The following is an 18,664-nucleotide window of genomic DNA, read 5'->3' as shown; positions in this document are numbered from 1 at the left end:
GGCTGGGCCCGGTCAGGACTGGAGCCGGAACCCCGCCACCACATCCGCCAGCTGCGCGGCCTGCTGCTGCAGCGACTGGGCGGCGGCCGTGGCCTCTTCGACCAGGGCCGCGTTCTGCTGGGTGGACTGGTCCATCTGGCTGACGGCGGTCCCGATCTCGGCAATGCCCGTGCTCTGTTCCTGGCTGGCATTGCTGATCTCGGTGACGATGGCGGTCACGCGCTGCACGCTTTCCACCACCTTGCCCATGGTGGCGCCTGCGTCCTGCACCAGCCGGCTGCCGGCATCGACCTGGCCCACGGAGTCATCGATCAGCGCCTTGATTTCCTTGGCGGCCGTGGCGCTGCGCTGGGCCAGCGTGCGCACTTCAGAGGCCACCACGGCAAAGCCGCGGCCCTGCTCACCGGCACGGGCTGCTTCCACAGCGGCGTTGAGCGCGAGGATATTGGTCTGGAACGCGATGGAGTCGATCACGCCAATGATGTCGGCAATGCGGTGCGAGGATTGTTCGATGCCGCCCATGGTGCGCACCACCTCGTCCACGACCGTGCCGCCATGCGTGGCGATGTCGGAGGCGCTGCTGGCCAGTTGCCGCGCCTGGCGCGCATTCTCGGCGTTGTGCTGCACGGTGGCCGTGAGCTGCTCCATGGCGGCAGCCGTTTCCTCCAGCGAGCTGGCCTGCTGCTCGGTGCGTGCCGACAGGTCCTGGTTGCCGCTGGCGATTTCGGTGGAGGCATGGCGCACGGTCTCGGACGATTCCCGGATGCGCACCAGCACCGAGGCGATCTTGTCGGTGAAGTGGTTGAACGCGCGTGCGATCTGCGTCAGTTCGTCATTGCCTTGCACCGACAGGCGGCGCGTGAGATCGCCGTCACCCGAGGCGATGTCTTCCAGCGCATCGCGCACCACGGCCAGCCGGCGCGTGACGCGGGCAATGACGACGCCCAGCAGCGCAATCGCCAGGATCAGCGAAATGGCAACGATGGCGCCCGACACCTTGAGCAGCGAACCCAGCGCGGACAGCGCCTCGTCGCGCTGCACGGCCACCACCAGTTGCCAGTCCGTGCCGGGCACGCCCTGGCCGTAGAGCAGGAAGTCCTTGCCGCCGACGGCCGTGCGCATGCCGGAGTCCGCCTTGGGCAGGGCCTGGATGGCGTCGGCACCCAACTGGGGCGAGAGCGCGGAGACGGGCTTGAGCGTGAGTGCCGGATCGGGATGGGTGACGATGGCGCCCGCCTCATCCACCAAGAAGGCAAAGCTGCCCGGCGTGGGCCGGATGGCGCCCACGGTGCGCACCACGGTGGTAAGCAGCACGTCGGTGCCGACCACGGCGACGGGATTGCCGGCCGGGCCCACGGGCTCGGCAAAGGTCACGCCCACTTCGGGTGGAGAGACAAACAGATAGGGCGCCGTCACGATGGGGCGGCCTTCCTTCAACGCCTGCCTGAACCAGGGGCGGGCCGTCACGTCGTAGTCGGCAGCCATCTCGTTGAGGAAGAACATGCGCTTGTCGGTGTAGCCGAAGTAGGCATCCGAGAAGCCGCCGCCGTCGCGCAGCGCCTGGACCACGGCACGCGGGTCCGGCGTATCGACGGCCTGGGCCAGCGTATGCGTCAGCAGGCGCTTGGTCGCCACCCATTCGCCCAGCACCTGGGCCTGGGCGTTCACGAGCTGGCGGCTCTGGTCGTCGAGGGTGGACAGCACATGGCGCTGCACCGTGAGGAAGTTGGCAATGGCCAGGGCCAGCATGGCCACGGTGACGATGGCCACGCTGAGCGCGATGAGTCGCGCACGCAGGGACTGGAACATAGAAGAATTACTTATTGCAAGAAGATGCTACATACGTTAGCAAATTTTCTTGACAATACGCGTTCTTGCAGGCGGTGCCCCCTGGCCGCCGAAGCCTATGCGGGAAATTCGCTCCCCTTCAGCGCTCCCCCGCCAGCAGCCTGCCCAGCGCCTCGTAGGCGGGCAGCGAGGTCGGGTCATTGGCCGCATTGCCAGCCACCGGATGGGAGGCAAAGCGCGCAATCACCATCTGTGCCTTGGGATCGATGTAGACGGTCTGGCCATGCACGCCGCGCGCCGCGAAGGCGCCATGGGCGTTGTGCGTGACCCACCACATGTTGCGGTAGGTCCAGCCCGGCAGCAGCTTGTAGCCGGCCTTGGCAAAGGCCGCCGCATCGCCGCCCCGGCGGATATCGTCCACGGCGGCTGCGGGAACGATCTGCTGGCCGTTGAACTGGCCCCGGTTGCGCAGCATCTCGCCAAAGCGCGCCAGGTCCCGCAGGCCCAGGTTCAGGCCGCCGCCTGCAAAGGGCGTGCCCGTGGAGTCCACCGACATGTAGGCATCCTGCTCGGCGCCCAGGCGGCTCCAGATGCGCTCGGACAGCAGATCGGCCACCGATTGGCCGCTCACGCGCGCCAGCACCCAGCCCAGCGCATCGGTATTGGCCGTGCGGTAGCCGAAGGCCTTGCCGTGCACGCCTTCGGGCTTCACGGTCTGCAGGAATTCGTAGTAGCTGCGCGGCCCGGTGTAGTCCTTGGCCTTGGGCAGCGGGTTGCCCGCGGCCGCGTGCGCCCAGACCTCGGCCTGGGGGTCCGCATAGTCTTCGCTGAAGCGAATGCCCGTGGTCATGTCCATGAGTTGGCGCACCGTGGCATTGCCGAAGGCCGAGGCCCCCAGCTCGGGCACGTATTCCGACACGCGGCGCGAGGGGTCGAGCTGCCCCTCGGCAGCCAGCATGGCCGCCAGCGTCCCGACGAAGGACTTGGTCACCGACATGGCGCCGTGCTGGCCTTCAGGTTTGAGCACGCCAAAGTAGCGCTCATAGACCACGCGGCCCTTGTGCAGCACCACGATGCCGTCGGTGTAGTTGGCCTTGAGCGAATCGCGCCAGGTCATGGGCTGGCTGGCACCCAATGGCGTGAAGCGCAACTCGTCGATGTCTTCGCGCAGCGCCTGGGCCAGCGGCGCTGCAGGCGCCAGGCCGCGCGACACATTCACCGTGGGCATGAGCTGGCGAAAGTGCGAGACGCTCCAGCGCATGGCGGGAAACTGGAAATAGGAGCCGTCGTCGAAGCGCAGCATCCGGTCCGGCGGTGGCGGCGAGCCCACCATCCAGCCCAGCTTTGCGGGGTCGCTGGCATCGGCATCGGGATAGGAGGGGGTCTTGGCTGCGGTGACCCCTGCCGTGGCTGTGGCGAACACAAGGCTGCCAGCCAGGGCACCGGCGAAATGTTTGAGCTGCATGGCGGCAACCATACTACGGTTGCCGCGGCGCCAAGATCCCCTGCCAAAGGATGGAAGCCGGCTTCCATCCCAGGCCGTGCGCCCAGTTGGCGCAAGCGCGACAAATGGCCTTCTCGTTGGACTAAGCTTCAAATAGTTTTTGAAAATCAAAGCCTGGCGAACGCCCATGAAAAGCCTGCAAGACCTGGATATCTTCGTGCGCACCGCAGACAGCGGCAGCCTTTCGGCCACGGCGCGCGCCCTGGACCTGACCCCGGCTGCGGCCAGCGCAGCGCTCAAGCGGCTGGAGGCAGAGCTGGGCGTGACCCTGTTCGTGCGCTCCACGCGCAGCTTGCGGCTCACGCAGGAGGGCGAGCTGTTTCTGGAGCACTGCCGCCCCGCGCTGGCCGGCCTGCGCCAGGTGCGCGACCAGTTGGCTGGCGGCCAGGCCGCTTTGCGCGGCACGCTGCAACTGGCCGCCCCCTCCGACCTGGGCCGCAATGTGCTCATGCCCTGGCTGGACGAGTTCCAGAGCCAGCACGCAGGCGTGGATCTGCGCCTGCACCTGTCCGACCGCGCGGCCAATGTCTACAGCGAGCCTGTGGACGCGGCATTTCGCTATGGCAGGCCGCAGGATTCCAGCCTGGTGGCCTTGCCGCTGTCGGACACGCACCGCCGCGTGCTCTGCGCCGCGCCCTCCTATCTGCAGCAGCGCGGCGCCCCCGCCACCCCCCACGACCTGGCCGGCCATGACTGCCTGTGCTTCATGCTGGGCGAGGAAGTGCACGACCGCTGGAGCTTCTGGCCGGCAGGGCAGGGGGCTGCCGTACCTGAGCCCGTCCATGTGCGGGTGCGCGGCCGCAATGTGGCCAATGACGGAGATGCCGTGCGGCGCTGGGCCGTGGCCGGGCGGGGGATTGCCTACAAGTCGTATTTCGACGTGGCCGAGGACCTGGCCCGGGGCCGCCTTCTTGCGCTGTGCACCGACTGGACGACCGAGTGCGTTCCGCTGTTCCTGGTCGCCCCCAGTCGCAGGCAGTTCACGCCGCTGGTGCGTGCGTTGCGGGATTTTGTGGCGGTGAGGCTGGCTAAGCTGGAGACGGCACAGCCTGCCGTCAAGAAGACCCTGCCCGCAGGCACCTGAGGGCCTCTTCCAACTGCCTGGTGCCGCTGTACTCAGGCATGCGTGCCATGGCCCGGTTTTTCAGTTGCCCCAGTCTGGAGAGATTCTTGAGAAAGCCGGCCTGGAGCAAGTGGACTGTGTTGTCCACAAAATGCATGAACTCCTCGTCGCTCAAATCCTTCTTTTTCGCAAGATGTGCATGGAGGGTCACGCGTCGTTTAGCCCTGCGCCGCGATTTGCCGCACTCCGTGCAATGGACGCAGTCAGCATCGACATAGAAACGCAAGGTCTCGAACCAGTGCTTCTGCTCCATCGCAAAAAAGATGAAGGGGCGGTCACAGCCTCTGCAATGCTTGAGGATGTCGACGTAGCAATAGCGGGGGAAGACGTTGTAATTTTGCTTGGTGGTATCAGCGATGAGGGCTGATTCCGGGAAAAAGCGTTCACTGCCATAGCTCCAATGAGCGCGGGCAAAGACCGCATTGGGCAGGCTGACGCCTGAGTGCATCGGCTTCGAGCCATATAGGGGATGGGCAACGATATCGTCGGGCAGATCAAGCGTCATCGGATTTGATCAGGGGAATGCTTGGCGAAATATGGTCTCACGAGTCCGAGAAAAGCTCCACAGGCCCGTGCACGTGGTGCTCCGCACAGACCTGCCGCGAGAGCACATGGGTTTCGATCACTTCGGCGGCATTCTCGGCCGTGAGCCGCCCGTACCAGACGCCGTCCGGATAGACGATGGCCAGCGGGCCATGGTTGCAGGGGTACTGGCAGCTGGTCTGCAGCAGGCGCAGCCTGGCACGCAGTTCGCTGCTGGCCTGCACGGCCTCGCCCAGGCTTTGCCAGACGGCCACGGCGCCCAGGGCGGTGCAGCGCGGTCCCGTGCAGACCAGGGCATGGTGCTGGTGGTCCGGCACCTGGGACCAGGCCTGGGGATCGTGCTGCCATTGGTCGCCAGCGGTCTCGGCAATGTCGGGGGCCTGAAGGGCCTGGGCCATCTGCGACAGCAGCAGCGCGGGCATGGCGGCAGCGCCCAGCAGATGGTCGGCAAACCGCACCTGCACGCCCTGGTCCGGCAACTGCGAGCGCCAGCGCATGGCCAGCTTGTGCAGCCAGCGCAGCAGGGCAGGCTCGTCGGGCGAGAACAGGGGCAGCACGACGATGGAGCGCGCCGGCAGGCATTGCTGCAGCGCCTCGGGCAGCGAGGGTGCGGCCTTGTCCACGAACGATGTGACGACCTTGCAGGCCGGCTCCAGCGTCTGGCGCAAGGCATCGGCCAGTTCGATCAGGCTTTGGCGCGATGCTGCGCCCGTGCCGCCGCGGCCCAGCACGATCACGGCGTCGGGCCCGGGCGGGATGGAAGTTTCAGAGGAGTTCATCGGGAATGAAGCTGATGCGCAGCCGGCCGGTGGCGGCATGGATGTCCACCTCGGCAGCCACGCCGTAGACCTGGCCGATGGTGGCCGGGGTCAGTACCTGGGCCGGTGTGCCATGGGCAACGATGCGGCCTTGTTCCATGAGATAGAGACGGTCGCAGTAGTGGGCGGCGATGTTGAGGTCGTGCAGGGCGACGATGCTGCTGATCTGCAGGCGCCGGACCAGTGACATCAACTCCAGCTGATGGCGTATGTCCAGGTGGTTGGTGGGCTCGTCCAGCAGCATCAGCCGTGGCTGCTGGGCCAGCGCGCGGGCCACGAGCACGCGCTGCTTTTCGCCGCCGGAAAGGCTGGAGAAGCGACGCGCCTCCAGCGCCAAGGCATTCACCTGGGCCAGCGCCTGGCGCATGCAGGCGAGGTCCTCGGCGCTGTCGCCCGCCCAGGGGGACTGGTGGGGGATGCGGCCCATCATCACGGCTTCGCGCACGGTGAAGTCAAAGCTCTGCGGCGCCTCCTGCGCCAGGACCGAGACCTGGGCCGCGAACTCGCGCGCCGTCATGTCCCGGATGTCGCGCTGGTTCAGCAGCACGCAGCCTGCGTCGGGCCGCAACACTCGGTAGAGCATGCGCAGCAGGGTGGATTTGCCGCTGCCGTTGGGGCCGATGAGCCCCACGCATTCGCCGCTGTGCAGGGCGAGGCTGGCCTGGTCCACGATGCGCCGGGCGTCGGCACGCCGGGCATCGGCACTCCAGCACAGGTCCTGGGCTTGCAGCTTCATGGGCCGCGCCCTCCCTGCACCGGCTGGCGCACCAGCATCCAGACGAAGAAGGGTCCGCCGATCAGCGAGGTGATCACGCCCACGGGCAGTTCCATGGGCGCAAAGGCCGTGCGCGCGACAAGATCCACCAGCACCAGCAGCAGGGCGCCGGCCAGGGCGGCCACGGGCAGCACGCGCCGGTGGTCCGTGCCCACCAGCATGCGCGCGGCGTGCGGCACGATCAGCCCCACAAAGCCGATGGCGCCGCTGACCGCCACCATGGTGCCCGTGAGCAGCGACACCGCCAGGAACAGTGCGCGCCGCAGCCGTGCCGTGTCCACGCCCAGCGTGGCGGCGGCCTCGTCACCGGCCAGCAGGGCGTTGAGCGGGCGCGTCTGCAGCCCCAGCCAGAGCATTCCCGCAGCCAGCACGGCGGCGGGAATGCCCAGTTCCTCCCACTGCGTGCCGGCCAGGCTGCCCAGCGTCCAGGTCAGCAGGGCATTGGCCAGGTCGCGCTGGCCCGATGACAGGGTGATCAGGCTGGTCACGCCCGCCAGCACATAGCCGATGGCCACGCCACCCAGGATCAGCCGCGTGGCATGGATGCGGCCCTGGGAGCGCGCCAGCAGGTAGACGGCGACGGTGGCCGCCAGCGCCCCTGCAAAGGCCCCGGCCGTGAGGGCGTACATGCCGGCCGAGGCCAGCGCACCGAAGGCCAGCACGGCCACGGCGCCCACCGACGCACCCGAGGACACGCCCAGCAGATAGGGATCGGCCAGCGGATTGCGCACCATGGCCTGCATGATGGTGCCCACCACGGCAAGCCCCGCGCCCACCAGGGCCGCCAGCAGCACGCGCGGCATGCGGATCAGCCAGACGATCTGCTGGTGCTGCGGCGTGATGCCCTCCAGCGGCGGCGGCTGCATGCCCAGCGCCTGCAGCAACCGGCTCCAGGCAATGCGCCAGACCGTGCCGGCCGGCATGTCCACGGGCCCCCAGGTGATGGCCAGCGTCATCACCAGCAACAGGGCCGCGAACAGCAGCAGGCACCAGAGGCGGGCGGCGCCCGGGCGCCTGGGCCAGCGGGAGTCAGTTGGCCGCATGGCTGGGCGCCGGCATGCGGTCGGGGTGCAGGGCCTGCGCCAGGGCGCGGGTCCGAGCGATGTTGCGCGGGCCGGGCGTGGCCTCGGCATAGGTCATCACGAAGAACCGCTTTTCGCGAATGGCATCGACGCCGGCCAGCTCGGGCTTGGCCAGCAGGAAGTCGATCTTTCCCTGCGCATGGGGCTGGCCGTAGTCGATGATGACGATCCACTGCGGATTGCGCTGCACCACGTCCTCCCAGTTGCCTGCGGGCCAGTTGCTGGGAATGTCGTCGAAGATGTTGCGCCCGCCCGCTTCCTCGATCATGGCCTGCGGCATGCCGTAGCGGCCCACGGTCACGGGGATGTCCTGGCCGCTGTCGTAGACGAAGACCGAAGGCCGCTGCCGCACGCCCTGCATGCGCTCGCGCAGGTCCTTCAGGTCGCGCTCCAGCCCCTGCGCCAGTTGCTCGGCATGGGCGTCGATGCGGAAGATGCGGCCCAGGTTGCGCAGGTCGGTCAGGCCGTCTTCCAGCGCCACCTGGCTGCGCGGCCCCACGCGGATGCACGATTCGGACAGCACGTACGAGGCAATGCCGTGGCGCTGCAGCACCTCGGGCGTGACCTGGCCCTGGCGAAAACCGTAGCTCCAGCCGCCGAAGACGAAGTCGGCCGAGGCGCCCAGGATGGCCTCCAGGTTCATCTCGCGCTCCGCCAGCCGCGGCACGCGGGCCAGCTGGGCCTGAAAGGCCGGGTCGATCTGCTTGGCCTGCGTGATACCGCTGTAGCCCACCAGCCGCTCGCCCAGGCCCAGAAAGAGAAACATCTCGGTGATGTTCACGTCATGGGTCACGGCGCGCAGCGGTGCGTTGGCGTAGGTCACGGGGCTGCCGCAGACATTGACGGTCACGGCCGCCTGCGGTGCGGCAGCCGGTGCCGGCAGTTCACTGGTGGTGCCGGAATCGCTGCGCGAGCAGCCGGCCAGCAGCAGGGTGGCCGCCAGGGCGCCAGCGCACAGGCCCTGGAGACCGTGGAGGCTTTTGGAGCGCGGCATGGCCATCAGAACCGGATATGCGCCGCGATCTCGAAGCGGCGGCCTTGCCCGACCAGGAACTGGCTGCCGTAGCTCGATCCCACATAGACCCTGTCGGCCAGGTTGCGGCCGATCAGGCTCAGGGTGGTGCGAGGATCCACCTGCCAGCTCAGCGCGGCGTCGGCCACGGTGTAGGCGGGCAGGTTCACGGTATTGGCGTTGTTGCCAAAGCGGTCACCCACGTAGCGCAGGCCCAGCGAGGCCTGCCAGGCGCCCACGCGGTAGTGGCCCCAGAGGTTGGCCGTGGTCTTGGCCACGTTCTGCGGGCGGTTGCCGGCGCGGTTGCCGCCAGCCTCGATGAGCTTGTCGAACTGGGCATCCACATAGGACAGGTTGCCCTCCAGGCGCAGGGCGGGCGTGGCCTGGAAGTTGGCAGTGACCTCGGCGCCGCGCGAGGACTGGCTGCCGCCCTGGATGGAGATGGCCGGGCGGTCGGGGTCGCGCGTGATGATGTCGTCCTTCTTGATGTCGAACACGGCCAGCGTCCATTCGCCGCGCCCGCCTGCCACCTGCTGCTTGATGCCGATCTCGGCCTGGCGGCCCTTGCTCAGCTTGTAAGCCGTGTTGGCCAGGTTCAGCGAGACCAGGCTGTTGACGGGATCATGGCCCGAGCTGATCTGCCCATAGACATGGGTGTCGCGGGCCAGCTCATAGGTCAGGCCCAGGCGCCAGGAGGTGGCGGCCAGCGTCTTGTTGAAATCCGTGCCGCCCACCAGGGAATGGCTGGCAAAGCTGTAGACATCGCGGCGCAGTCCGGCCATGGCCAGCCAGCGGTTGCTGATGCGCCAGGCATCCTCCAGGTACAGCGCATGCTGGGTCACGCCGGTTTCGGTCTTGGCCTTGGTGACATCGGGGCTGGCCCAGCTGCCATGCACGGGGTCCCAGGCCGAGACCGTGGACGAGCCGCCATAGGGCGAGTTGTTGGACAGCCGCAGGTTGATGCGTGCGGCCTCCCATCCCATGGCGATCTTGTGCGATCCCCGGTCCACGTTCAGGCCCAGGCGATTGCCGGTCTGCTCCAGGTCGTGCAGGATTTCGAGGTAGTCGGAGCGGCCCACGGTCCAGGTGGCGGGGTTGAGCGCGTAGGCCTCGATGTTGCGCCAGTGGCGGTCCGACTGCACGTGGTACAGCTCGTTGCGCACCGTCAGCCAGTCATTGGCCTTCCATTGCACCTTGGCGCGCAGGCGCTCGTCGGCATAGCGCAGCACGCTGTCTTCGGCGTTGTAGTTGCGGTCGCGCAGGGACTCCACCACCTTGCCGTCCAGGCCCGGCGTGCCCCAGTAGCGGCTGGGCTTTTGCACGCTGCGGTCGGCAATCAGGTCGATCTGCAGGTCGCTCGTGGGCTCCAAGCGCAGCGTGCTCATGAACTTGCCGTTGCGCGACTGGTCCAGGTCGCGCTCGCCCGCGCTGCGCGCGGTGTAGCTGTCGATGCGGTAGCTGGCATAGGCGCCCAGGGCGCCGGTCACGCCCAGGCCCACGCGCAGCGTGTCGTCCGTGCCCGCGCCCAGCAGCACCTCGGCCGAGCTGGTGCGGCTGGGCTGCTTGCGGATGGCGTTGACCGTGGCGCCCATGGTGCCGCTGCCATACATCAGCGAGGCCGGGCCGCGCAGCACGTCGATGCGCTCGTAGCCCCAGCTGTCCCCGGGATAGGCCGTGGTGCCGGCGGCCACGCCCAGCACCATGCCGTCTTCGGCCACGCCCACGGAGTTCACGCCCGCAAAGCCACGGCTGCTGAAGGACAGGCCGCCGTTGCCCGGCGTGCTGCTGGAGGTCAGGCCCACGGTGCGCGTGACGGCGTCCACCAGGGCGTAGTCGCCGCGCTCCTGCATCTGCTCGGCAGAAACACCATCCACGCTGGCAGGCACTTCCTGGTTGGAGACGCCGGTATGGCTGGCCGAGCGCGCAGGCTGGGCCAGTTGCTGGCCGATGCGTTCGGCCTGGCCGGTGACCTGCACTTCGGGCAGGACAGTCTGTGCCTGCACAGGAACGGACAGGAAGGCGCAGGCCAGGGCCAGCGGGCTCAGCCGAAGGCAAAGGGAATCGGCAGCACGGGTGCTGGGAACGCAGGAAAGGGAGGAATGCATTTCGAACATCGGTCTTCGACCGCCTGATGCGAAAGCAAGGCACTGCCGCCTCTCCAGCCAGCGTGCAAGGATAGGGTGCAGGACATTGCCATCCGCACCCCGCAGACAGTCAAGAAAGCGCCCGCTCAGCGGGCGCGAAACGCAGCAGGCCGGTCTCCGGGCTCACAAGCGGCGCAAGGACATGCCTTGCGCCCAGCGCCCCGTCTTCCCAATCCACCCGCGAAAAGCTGCATGTTGCAGACCACGCCATGGACCAGTGACAGCCTGTCATCGCCCCTCCGCAGGGTTGCGGAGACTGGCGGGACAGGCGTGGAGCGCCTTGACTTGTTTACCGTTGCGGGGGCAGCCAAGGCCTGTGCCGGCAGCGCAAAAAGCATTTGCTGGCAGTCACCTTGTTCCCGTTTCATCCCCATGGCTGGCATGTGGACACCTGTTGCACGGATGCCTTTGCAGGCGCGGCATTATAGCCAGCGGTCTGTTTGCAGAGCCTTTGGCGCCTGGGGCACGTCGTGCAAAAGCAGCTCCAGACCCAGCCACTCGCCACGGTGAACGCGGCTGATTGCATGCCGCAGGTGCACACGGTAAAAGCCCGCCGCACCGCGCACCGGGCGCGGCCCCGTGGCGATGATGGCCGCATCCCCCAGGCCCAGCGGCAGCACCATGGGGCGCGATTGCATGCGCGGTCGCTGCTCGGTCATCACGAACTCGCCGCCCTCGAAATCCTTGCCCGGCCGGGACAGCAGCAGCACCAGCTGCAGCGGGAACACCGCCGCTCCTTCGCTGTATGAGCGCAGCGGGGCATGGCCCGCCTGCGCCACATGCAGCAGGTGCGACTGCGGATGCATCTGGCCGCGCTGGCGGCCCAGCTGCCCGAAGGCCTCGAACGAGGCGGGCAGGGCAGGCTGCATGTCCATTTGGGCACGCCAGCGATTGGCAATGGCAAGCAGGTGCCGGTACAGCACCGGGCGCCATGTGTAGAGGGAGGGCGGCAGGCCATTGCGCATGGCCGCCTCGCTAGCCAGGGCGCGGCTTTCATCCGCATTCAGCAGCCGTGGCAGCAGGCAATGGCCCTCTGCATCGAGCTGGGTGGCAATGCGGCCCCAGTCCAGGCCGGCGAAGCGATCACTGCTGTTCAGCCCATCCATTTCGACCCCTCCATTCAACCCGCCTTGCGAAAAGTGAGATTGATGCGCCGCCCGCCCAGCAGCGGGTGAGGCTGGTCCTTGAGCGGCAACACGCCGTGGTGGCGCAGCCGATCCATGCCGCCCCAGACCACCACGTCGCCATGCTGCAACAACACCCTGGCCGTCTTGTCCGCGCGCGCAAGCCCTCCAAACAGAAATGTGGCCGGCATGCCCAGTGACACCGAGACGATGGGCGCGACAAGGTCACGCTCGTCGCGGTCCTGGTGCAGGGACAGGCGGCTGCCGGGCAGGTACTGGTTGATCAGGCAGGCGTCGGGCGCGAAGCCCTCGAAGCCCGCAGCGGCGGCCGCTTCGCCCGCCAGCTGCGCAAACACGGCCGGCATGGCGGGCCAGGGCTGGCCGCTGACCGGGTCGATGGCGCTGTAGCGGTAGCCGCGCCGGTCGCTGGTCCAGCCCAGCGTGCCGCAGTTGGTCATGGCCACCGACATGGTGAAGCCGCCCGGCGTGACCAGATGGCGCAGCGGCGCCTGGGCCATGACGCCGTCCACCGCAGCCAGCAGTGGCGCCGCATGGGGCAGGGCATGGCCGCGCAGCACCACGGACTGGGGACCAATGGGTTCGATGCCCATGGGAGGTTCATCGGCAAAAAGATCCAGCGTGCTCATACCGGCCGTCCATCAAAGTGCGTCATATCAGAGTGCGTCATGAAAGATCAGTCCCACGGTATGGCGATGGCCGCTTCGGACGCGGCTGACGCCATGGCGCATGGCCGCGCGGCGGTAGCCTGAGCGCCGCCCCGGCACGGGCCGGTGGCGCACGGCCAGGACCAGCGCATCGCCCTGGTCCAGCGCCATCACATCGGCCCGTTGCCTGTCGCCATCGGCCTGGGTGATGACGAATTCCCCGCCCGCAAAGTCCTGCCCCGGCCGCGACAGCAGCAACACCACCTGCAGCGGAAACACATGCTCTCCATAGACATCCTGGTGCAGGCAGTTGTAGTCGCCCTCGCCGTATTGGAGGATCAGCGGCGTGGGCCGCAACTGCCCGTGCGCGTGGCAGCGCGCCAGGAAGTCCTGCAGCCGGTCCGGATAGCGCACATCCAGCCCCATGCGCTGGTTCCAGCGGTTGGCCACCAGCACCAGGCGGGAATACAGCTGTTCGCGCAGCCGCTGCAGCAGAGGTGGCAAGGGGTAGTCGAAATACCGGTATTCGCCACGCCCGAAACCGTGGCGGGCCATGACGATGCGGGAGCGAAAACCGTCTTCCCTGGTGTAGAGGGCCGCCAGGTCACGGCATTGCTGCGCGTCCAGCAGGCCGGGCAGCCGGGCACAGCCGTGCTCGTCGAGCTGGTGCTCCATCTGCGTCCATTGGCAGGGCGGGGCGGATTCGCAAGCTTCGTTGTCGAAAAGACGGAGGTTGTGCATGGCGGGCGCGGTTGGCGGCATGGGCGCTGTGGGCAATTGCCGCAGTCTAGGGCGCCGCCGCAGCGCCTGCATCCCGCTTCTTGCAGTGGACAGAATGTCAACCGGCGGCAGCGCCTGCCAGCCGCGTGCTGGACAGGCCTGGGAGGGCCGGCTGGCAGCTGCAATTGAACAATCGCGGCATTCCTGCAAACGCCTCAGGCCCGCCATGTCCAGCAACGTCCATCACCTCTATCTTTTCTTCGATACGCCCCTGCAGCTGCGCCGCGTGCAACTGATCTGCCAGTACCTGGCCCGGCAGTCCTGGGAGCAGGCCGAGCGCTGGATCCATGAGCTGGACCCCGCCCTGGACCGGTCCGCGCTGTGGGATGACGACTGGGCCAATGCCAGCGCCCTGGGCCACCCCCAGCACCTGGAGCTGGGCTTTGACACCCGCACCACAGCCGGCATGCCCTGGCGGCTGCTGGAGACCTTGTTCCAGCACGGCCTGCAGGCGGCGGTGCTGCATGTCTTCTATGACCAGGTGGGAGAGAGCGAGCGCTATCACTTCGATGCCGGCCAATGGGTCAGCCACCATGCCTGGCTGGCCCGCTACCCGGAGCGCCAGGTGCTGGTCGATCCCGACGCAGAGGTCTATCCGCGCCCGGGGCAGGAAGAGGGCAACGATGGCACCTCACTCAGCAATCCCGCCCAGCCCATGGCCATCAGGCAACTGCGCGAGCGTGACCAGGAACGCGATCGCCAGGCCCAGGAGTCCGTGCAGGCCCTGCTGGAGACCATGGCCAGCCTGCGCAAGAGCGGCGTGTCGCCGGTGGACGGCATCGCGGGCCTGTTCATGCTGCGGGCAGGCTTTCGCGGACTGTGCGAGGCCGTCGCGTTCACCGTGGTTGCCGCCCTGGCTTTCAGAGGCAAGGGTCTGTGGCTCTGGCTGGCCCTGGGATTGGTACTGGCGGTCGTACTGCCGCTGTACCGGATGGCCAGTGCGCAGCGGGAGTTCGCGGGGCAGGGCGGCAGCGACCCGGCATCCTGAGACAATCCGCGCTCGGCAGAATGAAACAAATTGCACAAGATCCGGCAAAGTCCCAGGAGAGGGTGAACAGGATGTGGATACCGACCGTCGTCACGGCAGGATGGACATGCGCCATCAGGCGCCGTCTTTTTGAGCAGGGCCAATGCTGATGCAGCCCACCGCAATCGAGCAGGGCCCCGCCGTGGCAGCAGGCGTTCACGAGGATTTCGGCCATCTTCTGGGTCTGTACATGCGCCGCATCCGTGCCAGCGCTTCGGGGGTGGCCACCGAGATCGGGCTGAGCCGGGAAGCCGTCAACAACTGGAGGAATGGGGTTTCCCTGCCCAATCCGCGCTCGCGCGACCGGCTGGCCGCCTGCGCCCAGTATCTGCGGCTGACGGAGGCGGAGACCAATCGCCTGTTCTCCGCCGCCGGCTTTGCCACGCAGTTCCCGCTGCAGGCGCCAGCCGCTGGCGCCCAGCCTTTTGCCGGCTTCATGGACCGGCTTTTTGCCCAGCTGGCCCAGGCCTCGCCCTATGCCATCACCATGCTGCTGTCTCCCGCGCACTGGGGGCAGCCCCCGTTCCGCCAGGAATTGCTGCTGCGTGCCCGCGCCCAGTACGGCGCCGAGGCGGTACTGCACATCCAGCCGCCGTACAGCGTGAGCACGGCCCCGGCCGACTACTTTGCGGCCCTGGGCCGGCAGTGCGGGCTGGGCGAGGTGGGCTCGGACTATGAATTCGAGGCCCTGCTGGAAAAGCGCCTGCTGGCAGGCGGCCGCCTGTTCTGCCTGGTCAGCCGTTTCGAGCAAGGCACGGCCGCACTGCGCGAGACGCTGGCCGGCATCCTGCGCAGCCTCAGCGAAATGCACAGCGGCCGCCTGCACCTGCTGCTGTGCGGCAGCGAGGCGCTGGCCGACCTCAAGTACCGCAGCGGCGACCTGTCCCTGCTCAACATCGGCCAGGTGGCGCACTGGCCCGACCCCACGCTGGAAGACCTGGCCCTGATGGCGCGCCAGCGCTGGCCGGCAACAGCCTGGCCGGTCGAGGTCATCGAGGCGCTGCAGGCCCTGACGGGCGGGCATCCCGCGCTCTTCGAGGAAGCGCTGCAATGGCTGGTGGAGCAGGGTGTGGGCATCGCTGCCGTGCACTCGCCACTGCTGCGCGCCCATCTGGTGGCCAGTGCGCGCCTGTGGCAGACCCTGCTGCCCCTGGCGCAGGAGCCGGCCGCACGCGATCAATTGCGAAGCCTGGTGGATGCGGCATCGCTGGGCCGTGCGCGGCCTTATCTGCAGGATGCCGTGCTGCGGCGCCTGTTCTGGGGCAACCTGCTGCAGGTGCGCGGAGCGGGCGAGGGCGCCCACCTGCACTGGCGCTGCGACATCGCCCGCGAAGCCGCAATGGCAGTGCTGCAGGCATGAGCGGCCCGGCCCGCCTTCTGCAGCTGCCCCGATCCTATTGGCGCGCCGCGCTGCTGGCCTTGTTCACGCTGTTCATAGGCACCGCCATACTTTTGCCCCGCTACAACCCCGTTACCCGCGGCAGCCTGCAGGGCGCGGAAAGTTCAGGGCGGGTCTGGAACGAAATCATCCTGTGGCGCCTGGCCCTGATGGAGCATGTGCGCCAGCATGAAAGCTGGCCGCAGGACATCGCCAGCGTGGCACCGGAGATTGCCGAGCCCCGCGTGCGCATGAGTTCGCCCAGGCCCTTCGTGCTGCAGGCGGACATCGTGCGCGACAGCCAGATGGGCGTGCTCTCAGGAACCCAGGTCCTGCTGCAGCTGAACATGCCCAGCCAGGACTGGAGCTGCCAGGGCGGCCAGCCACCCACCCCGCCACGCTATCTGCCGCTGAACTGCAGCCCCTCGCCAAGCCAGCCAGAGCACGAACCCTTTGGCTGGCTGCGCAACATCATCTGGACCTGCGCCCTGGTCTTTGGCGGCCTGGCCCTGCTGTGGCTGGTCCGCCATCCGCTGATAGGCCCGGCGCAGCTCAAGCCCGGGCGCCTGCGCCGCAAGCCGTATCAGCATCTTCCCCAGCTGGACCGGCTGCTGCGGCTCACCGGCCGGCGGTCCGCCGTGCTGCGCGCCGCAGGCATACGCCCGCCCGACTGGCAGCGTGCCCTGCGCCTTGCCAGCGCCAGCCCCGCCGCCCGCGTGCGCGCCCTGGCCGAACGACTGTCGGCCACCTGCAAAACCGCCGAGGGCGAATGGCCCGTGCCCGGTGGCATGTTCGAATGGACGCTGCCGCCGGACCTGCCCATCGCCCTGGGCCGCTGCCTGGTCTATGCGCTGCCAGAGCAGCTGGAAGAACTGGAAGAGGGCGAACTCGTGCGCCAGCTGCGCCTGCTGCAGACCGGCGGCGACGTGGTGCTCATCGTGAGCCCCCAGCATCCCCAGTCGCCCATGCCGCTGCTGCAGCGCCATGCCGAGGACCGCGCCAATCTGCACGCAGTGCTGGACAGCCCCGGTCAGACCGAATGGCTGATGGGCGGCGAGCCCGCGCAGGTGCTGCTGCGGCTGCTGGCCGCGCAGCTGCAGGTCACGCGCATCTCGCCCTACCAGACGCGCGGCGGCGTGACGCGCGAGGACGTGTTCTTCGGCCGCGAGCGCCTGCTGGCGCGCATACTCAACCGCGAACCGGCCAACTACCTGGTCGTGGGAGGGCGCCAGCTCGGCAAAAGCAGCCTGCTCAAGGCCGTGCAACGGCGCCTGCAGGAGCATCCGTCCATTGCCTGCCACTACCTCTCGCTGCGCGACCACCGCCTTACGCCGCGCCTGGCCACCCAGTTCGGCCTGCCCGTGGAGACACCGCTGGAGGCCATCATCGAACACCTGCAGTCGCAATCGCAGGGCAGGCGGCTGTACCTGCTGATCGACGAGGCCGACCTGTTCTTCCGCGATGAGGCCCGCAACGGCTATCCCCAGCTCAGCGCCTTGCGCGCACTCAGCGAGGAGGGCCGTTGCTGGTTCATGCTGGCTGGATTCTGGGATCTCTATGCGGCCGCGTTGCTCGACTACCAGTCGCCGCTGCGCAACTTCGGCGACATCCTGGCCATCGGCGGCCTGGAGCCGTCCGCATGCCAGGCACTGGCCACCGAGCCGCTGCGCAGGTTGCGCGTGGGCTACGCCAACGACGCCCTGGCCGAACGCCTGATCGAGGCCAGCGGCAGGCGGGCCAATCTGGTCGCCATCCTCTGCCAGGAATGCCTGCAAGCCCTGGGGCCCGACGAACGCGTGATCGAAGAGCGCCACCTGCGCCAGGCGCTGGAATCCCAGCCCGTACAGGATGCGCTGGTCGGCTGGGGCCGCCTGAGCACCGACGAACAGGCCTGCCGCTTGGACCGCATCGCCGTCTATCACACGGCCCAGCAAGGTCACACCAGCCTGACCGCGCTCGACGCCCTGGTCCAGGCCCACGGCGCCACCGGCCAGGCCCAGGCCTTGCGCCGATCCCTGGCCCGCCTGCAACTGGCCTACGTCCTGCGCCGCGATGAAACCCACGGCTTGCACGACGCACGCTACGTCTTCACCATCCCGCTGCTGCAACGCCAGTTCGAACCGCAGGAGACGGAGTTGTTGTTGAGGCAGGAACTGGAGAGCCTGGGAAGAGGGTTGAACAGCTGAAAAAAGAGGCGGAAGACAGGCAGGCCTGGTGCAGGAAGAGTGCCTTACCTGGGTTTGGACAGTGCTAATCGCAACTGTGATTTAACATAATATACATCGTATCAATCAAAGCATCGCGGCCTCCATCAACCCCATCTCGGCGCTGCTCATGAGCGCTTCGATGTCGGTCAGAATCAGCATGCGTTCGACATCGCCGCTCTTGAAGCATCCCATACCCATGATGTAGCCGGCATCCACCGAGGCACTCATCTGGGGCGCCGGCTTGATGTTGTCCGCGCCCAGCGCCAGAACGTCCGACACCGAATCGACCACCACGCCGATGACCCGTCCGCGCACGTTCAGCACGATGACGACGGTGAAATCGGTGTACTCGGCCGACTCGCAACCGAGCTTCAGGCGCAGGTCGACGATGGGCACGATCACGCCACGCAGGTTGATCACTCCCTTGATGAAATGCGGTGCGTTCGCAATGCGGGTGGGTGCCTCGTAGCTGCGGATCTCCTGTACCCGCAGGATGTCGATGCCGTATTCCTCGCCACCCAGGCGGAAGCTGAGGAACTCGTTGGGCATGGCGACCACTGCATTGGCAGCCCGGGTTGATGAGGCGGCTGTCGTCTGCGCCGTAACCGGTGCTACCGTTGGGCGCTCTTCAATCATGGCGGTCATCTTCGACTCCTTGGAGATTGGGGGCGGGTTCTGGCGCGGCGAGCCGCGC

At 67.7% G+C, this 18,664-nt stretch carries 16 protein-coding genes and 1 riboswitch; of the genes, 4 read left to right on the top strand and 12 right to left on the bottom strand.

Translation table 11 applies throughout. The features are described from left to right. Positions 1-12: 12 nt before the first annotated feature. Together ACRSCF_RS14675 and ACRSCF_RS14670 are read right to left on the bottom strand one after the other, a co-directional pair. On the bottom strand, positions 13-1,809 hold the full coding sequence (locus ACRSCF_RS14675; protein ID WP_034366971.1) for a methyl-accepting chemotaxis protein: 1,797 nt from the start codon (positions 1,807-1,809) through the stop codon (positions 13-15). A gap of 118 nt (positions 1,810-1,927) precedes the next feature. Then, on the bottom strand, positions 1,928-3,253 hold the full coding sequence (locus tag ACRSCF_RS14670) for a serine hydrolase domain-containing protein (RefSeq protein ID WP_198818702.1): 1,326 nt from the start codon (positions 3,251-3,253) through the stop codon (positions 1,928-1,930). Between the two features lie 166 nt (positions 3,254-3,419). Here ACRSCF_RS14670 and ACRSCF_RS14665 point away from each other — a divergent pair, with 166 nt between their 5' ends. Continuing rightward, the gene (locus ACRSCF_RS14665) at positions 3,420-4,376 is read left to right on the top strand and encodes a LysR family transcriptional regulator (protein WP_034366977.1); all 957 of its coding nucleotides are present in this window, start codon (positions 3,420-3,422) and stop codon (positions 4,374-4,376) included. Here the strand turns inward: ACRSCF_RS14665 and ACRSCF_RS14660 are convergent. The 9 genes from ACRSCF_RS14660 to ACRSCF_RS14620 form a co-directional block, all read right to left on the bottom strand. After that, on the bottom strand, positions 4,348-4,920 hold the full coding sequence (locus ACRSCF_RS14660; RefSeq protein ID WP_052151713.1) for a zinc-ribbon domain containing protein: 573 nt from the start codon (positions 4,918-4,920) through the stop codon (positions 4,348-4,350). The two genes, ACRSCF_RS14665 and ACRSCF_RS14660, sit on opposite strands and share 29 nt — an antisense overlap. A gap of 37 nt (positions 4,921-4,957) precedes the next feature. Beyond that, the gene (locus tag ACRSCF_RS14655) at positions 4,958-5,737 is read right to left on the bottom strand and encodes a (2Fe-2S) ferredoxin domain-containing protein (protein ID WP_244451650.1); all 780 of its coding nucleotides are present in this window, start codon (positions 5,735-5,737) and stop codon (positions 4,958-4,960) included. Next, a complete protein-coding gene (locus ACRSCF_RS14650) occupies positions 5,724-6,512 on the bottom strand; it encodes an ABC transporter ATP-binding protein (protein ID WP_034366983.1) in 789 nt (262 codons plus the stop codon). The genes ACRSCF_RS14655 and ACRSCF_RS14650 overlap by 14 nt, the downstream gene beginning before the upstream one ends. Beyond that, on the bottom strand, positions 6,509-7,594 hold the full coding sequence (locus tag ACRSCF_RS14645; RefSeq protein WP_202758723.1) for a FecCD family ABC transporter permease: 1,086 nt from the start codon (positions 7,592-7,594) through the stop codon (positions 6,509-6,511). Before ACRSCF_RS14645 ends, ACRSCF_RS14650 begins: the two co-directional genes overlap by 4 nt. Next, positions 7,581-8,633 carry an ABC transporter substrate-binding protein gene (locus ACRSCF_RS14640; protein WP_160853893.1) on the bottom strand — a complete coding sequence of 351 codons (1,053 nt, stop codon included), beginning with the start codon at positions 8,631-8,633 and terminating at the stop codon, positions 7,581-7,583. The genes ACRSCF_RS14645 and ACRSCF_RS14640 overlap by 14 nt, the downstream gene beginning before the upstream one ends. Further along, the gene (locus ACRSCF_RS14635; RefSeq protein WP_034366985.1) at positions 8,633-10,759 is read right to left on the bottom strand and encodes a TonB-dependent receptor; all 2,127 of its coding nucleotides are present in this window, start codon (positions 10,757-10,759) and stop codon (positions 8,633-8,635) included. The genes ACRSCF_RS14640 and ACRSCF_RS14635 overlap by 1 nt, the downstream gene beginning before the upstream one ends. 121 nt (positions 10,760-10,880) lie before the next feature. Continuing rightward, a riboswitch (cobalamin riboswitch) is annotated at positions 10,881-11,199 on the bottom strand. A 12-nt stretch (positions 11,200-11,211) separates the two neighbouring features. Continuing rightward, complete coding sequence (locus ACRSCF_RS14630) at positions 11,212-11,895, bottom strand: 2OG-Fe(II) oxygenase (protein ID WP_034366987.1); 684 nt, start codon at positions 11,893-11,895, stop codon at positions 11,212-11,214. A gap of 14 nt (positions 11,896-11,909) precedes the next feature. Next, positions 11,910-12,560, bottom strand: a complete 651-nt coding sequence (gene alkB / locus ACRSCF_RS14625) for a DNA oxidative demethylase AlkB (RefSeq protein WP_034366988.1) — start codon at positions 12,558-12,560, stop codon at positions 11,910-11,912. A gap of 27 nt (positions 12,561-12,587) precedes the next feature. Beyond that, positions 12,588-13,319: a 2OG-Fe(II) oxygenase gene (locus ACRSCF_RS14620; RefSeq protein ID WP_034366991.1), complete on the bottom strand. Its 732-nt coding sequence runs from the start codon at positions 13,317-13,319 to the stop codon at positions 12,588-12,590. Between the two features lie 205 nt (positions 13,320-13,524). On the opposite strand from ACRSCF_RS14620, the gene ACRSCF_RS14615 reads away from it, so the two are divergent. The 3 genes from ACRSCF_RS14615 to ACRSCF_RS14605 all read left to right on the top strand — a co-directional run bounded on the left by ACRSCF_RS14615 (position 13,525) and on the right by ACRSCF_RS14605 (position 17,949). Beyond that, positions 13,525-14,346: a hypothetical protein gene (locus tag ACRSCF_RS14615; RefSeq protein ID WP_034366995.1), complete on the top strand. Its 822-nt coding sequence runs from the start codon at positions 13,525-13,527 to the stop codon at positions 14,344-14,346. 148 nt (positions 14,347-14,494) lie between these two features. Beyond that, positions 14,495-15,745, top strand: coding sequence for a hypothetical protein (locus ACRSCF_RS14610; protein WP_016446084.1), 1,251 nt, complete (start codon positions 14,495-14,497; stop codon positions 15,743-15,745). After that, positions 15,742-17,949, top strand: a complete 2,208-nt coding sequence (locus ACRSCF_RS14605) for an AAA family ATPase (protein ID WP_279613728.1) — start codon at positions 15,742-15,744, stop codon at positions 17,947-17,949. The genes ACRSCF_RS14610 and ACRSCF_RS14605 overlap by 4 nt, the downstream gene beginning before the upstream one ends. Positions 17,950-18,054: 105 nt before the next feature. On the opposite strand, the gene ACRSCF_RS14600 is transcribed toward ACRSCF_RS14605, so the two are convergent. Further along, the gene (locus ACRSCF_RS14600; protein ID WP_034369077.1) at positions 18,055-18,615 is read right to left on the bottom strand and encodes a chemotaxis protein CheW; all 561 of its coding nucleotides are present in this window, start codon (positions 18,613-18,615) and stop codon (positions 18,055-18,057) included. Between the last annotated feature and the right edge of the window lie 49 nt (positions 18,616-18,664).

This window comes from Delftia sp. 11MD, assembly GCF_050907895.1.
GTDB classification, from domain to species: Bacteria; Pseudomonadota; Gammaproteobacteria; order Burkholderiales; family Burkholderiaceae_C; genus Comamonas; species Comamonas tsuruhatensis.
Note: the sequence above shows the minus strand (reverse complement) of the source record. Positions and strands in the feature narration are given on the sequence as shown.

What these genes read in the sequence shown, in the direction of transcription:
- ACRSCF_RS14675 (WP_034366971.1), bottom strand. Translation starts at nt 1,809, where the DNA reads ATGTTCCAGTCCCTGCGTGCGCGACTCATCGCGCTCAGCGTGGCCATC.
- ACRSCF_RS14670 (WP_198818702.1), bottom strand. Translation starts at nt 3,253, where the DNA reads ATGCAGCTCAAACATTTCGCCGGTGCCCTGGCTGGCAGCCTTGTGTTC.
- ACRSCF_RS14665 (WP_034366977.1), top strand. Translation starts at nt 3,420, where the DNA reads ATGAAAAGCCTGCAAGACCTGGATATCTTCGTGCGCACCGCAGACAGC.
- ACRSCF_RS14660 (WP_052151713.1), bottom strand. Translation starts at nt 4,920, where the DNA reads ATGACGCTTGATCTGCCCGACGATATCGTTGCCCATCCCCTATATGGC.
- ACRSCF_RS14655 (WP_244451650.1), bottom strand. Translation starts at nt 5,737, where the DNA reads ATGAACTCCTCTGAAACTTCCATCCCGCCCGGGCCCGACGCCGTGATC.
- ACRSCF_RS14650 (WP_034366983.1), bottom strand. Translation starts at nt 6,512, where the DNA reads ATGAAGCTGCAAGCCCAGGACCTGTGCTGGAGTGCCGATGCCCGGCGT.
- ACRSCF_RS14645 (WP_202758723.1), bottom strand. Translation starts at nt 7,594, where the DNA reads ATGCGGCCAACTGACTCCCGCTGGCCCAGGCGCCCGGGCGCCGCCCGC.
- ACRSCF_RS14640 (WP_160853893.1), bottom strand. Translation starts at nt 8,633, where the DNA reads ATGGCCATGCCGCGCTCCAAAAGCCTCCACGGTCTCCAGGGCCTGTGC.
- ACRSCF_RS14635 (WP_034366985.1), bottom strand. Translation starts at nt 10,759, where the DNA reads ATGTTCGAAATGCATTCCTCCCTTTCCTGCGTTCCCAGCACCCGTGCT.
- ACRSCF_RS14630 (WP_034366987.1), bottom strand. Translation starts at nt 11,895, where the DNA reads ATGGATGGGCTGAACAGCAGTGATCGCTTCGCCGGCCTGGACTGGGGC.
- alkB (WP_034366988.1), bottom strand. Translation starts at nt 12,560, where the DNA reads ATGAGCACGCTGGATCTTTTTGCCGATGAACCTCCCATGGGCATCGAA.
- ACRSCF_RS14620 (WP_034366991.1), bottom strand. Translation starts at nt 13,319, where the DNA reads ATGCACAACCTCCGTCTTTTCGACAACGAAGCTTGCGAATCCGCCCCG.
- ACRSCF_RS14615 (WP_034366995.1), top strand. Translation starts at nt 13,525, where the DNA reads ATGTCCAGCAACGTCCATCACCTCTATCTTTTCTTCGATACGCCCCTG.
- ACRSCF_RS14610 (WP_016446084.1), top strand. Translation starts at nt 14,495, where the DNA reads ATGCAGCCCACCGCAATCGAGCAGGGCCCCGCCGTGGCAGCAGGCGTT.
- ACRSCF_RS14605 (WP_279613728.1), top strand. Translation starts at nt 15,742, where the DNA reads ATGAGCGGCCCGGCCCGCCTTCTGCAGCTGCCCCGATCCTATTGGCGC.
- ACRSCF_RS14600 (WP_034369077.1), bottom strand. Translation starts at nt 18,615, where the DNA reads ATGACCGCCATGATTGAAGAGCGCCCAACGGTAGCACCGGTTACGGCG.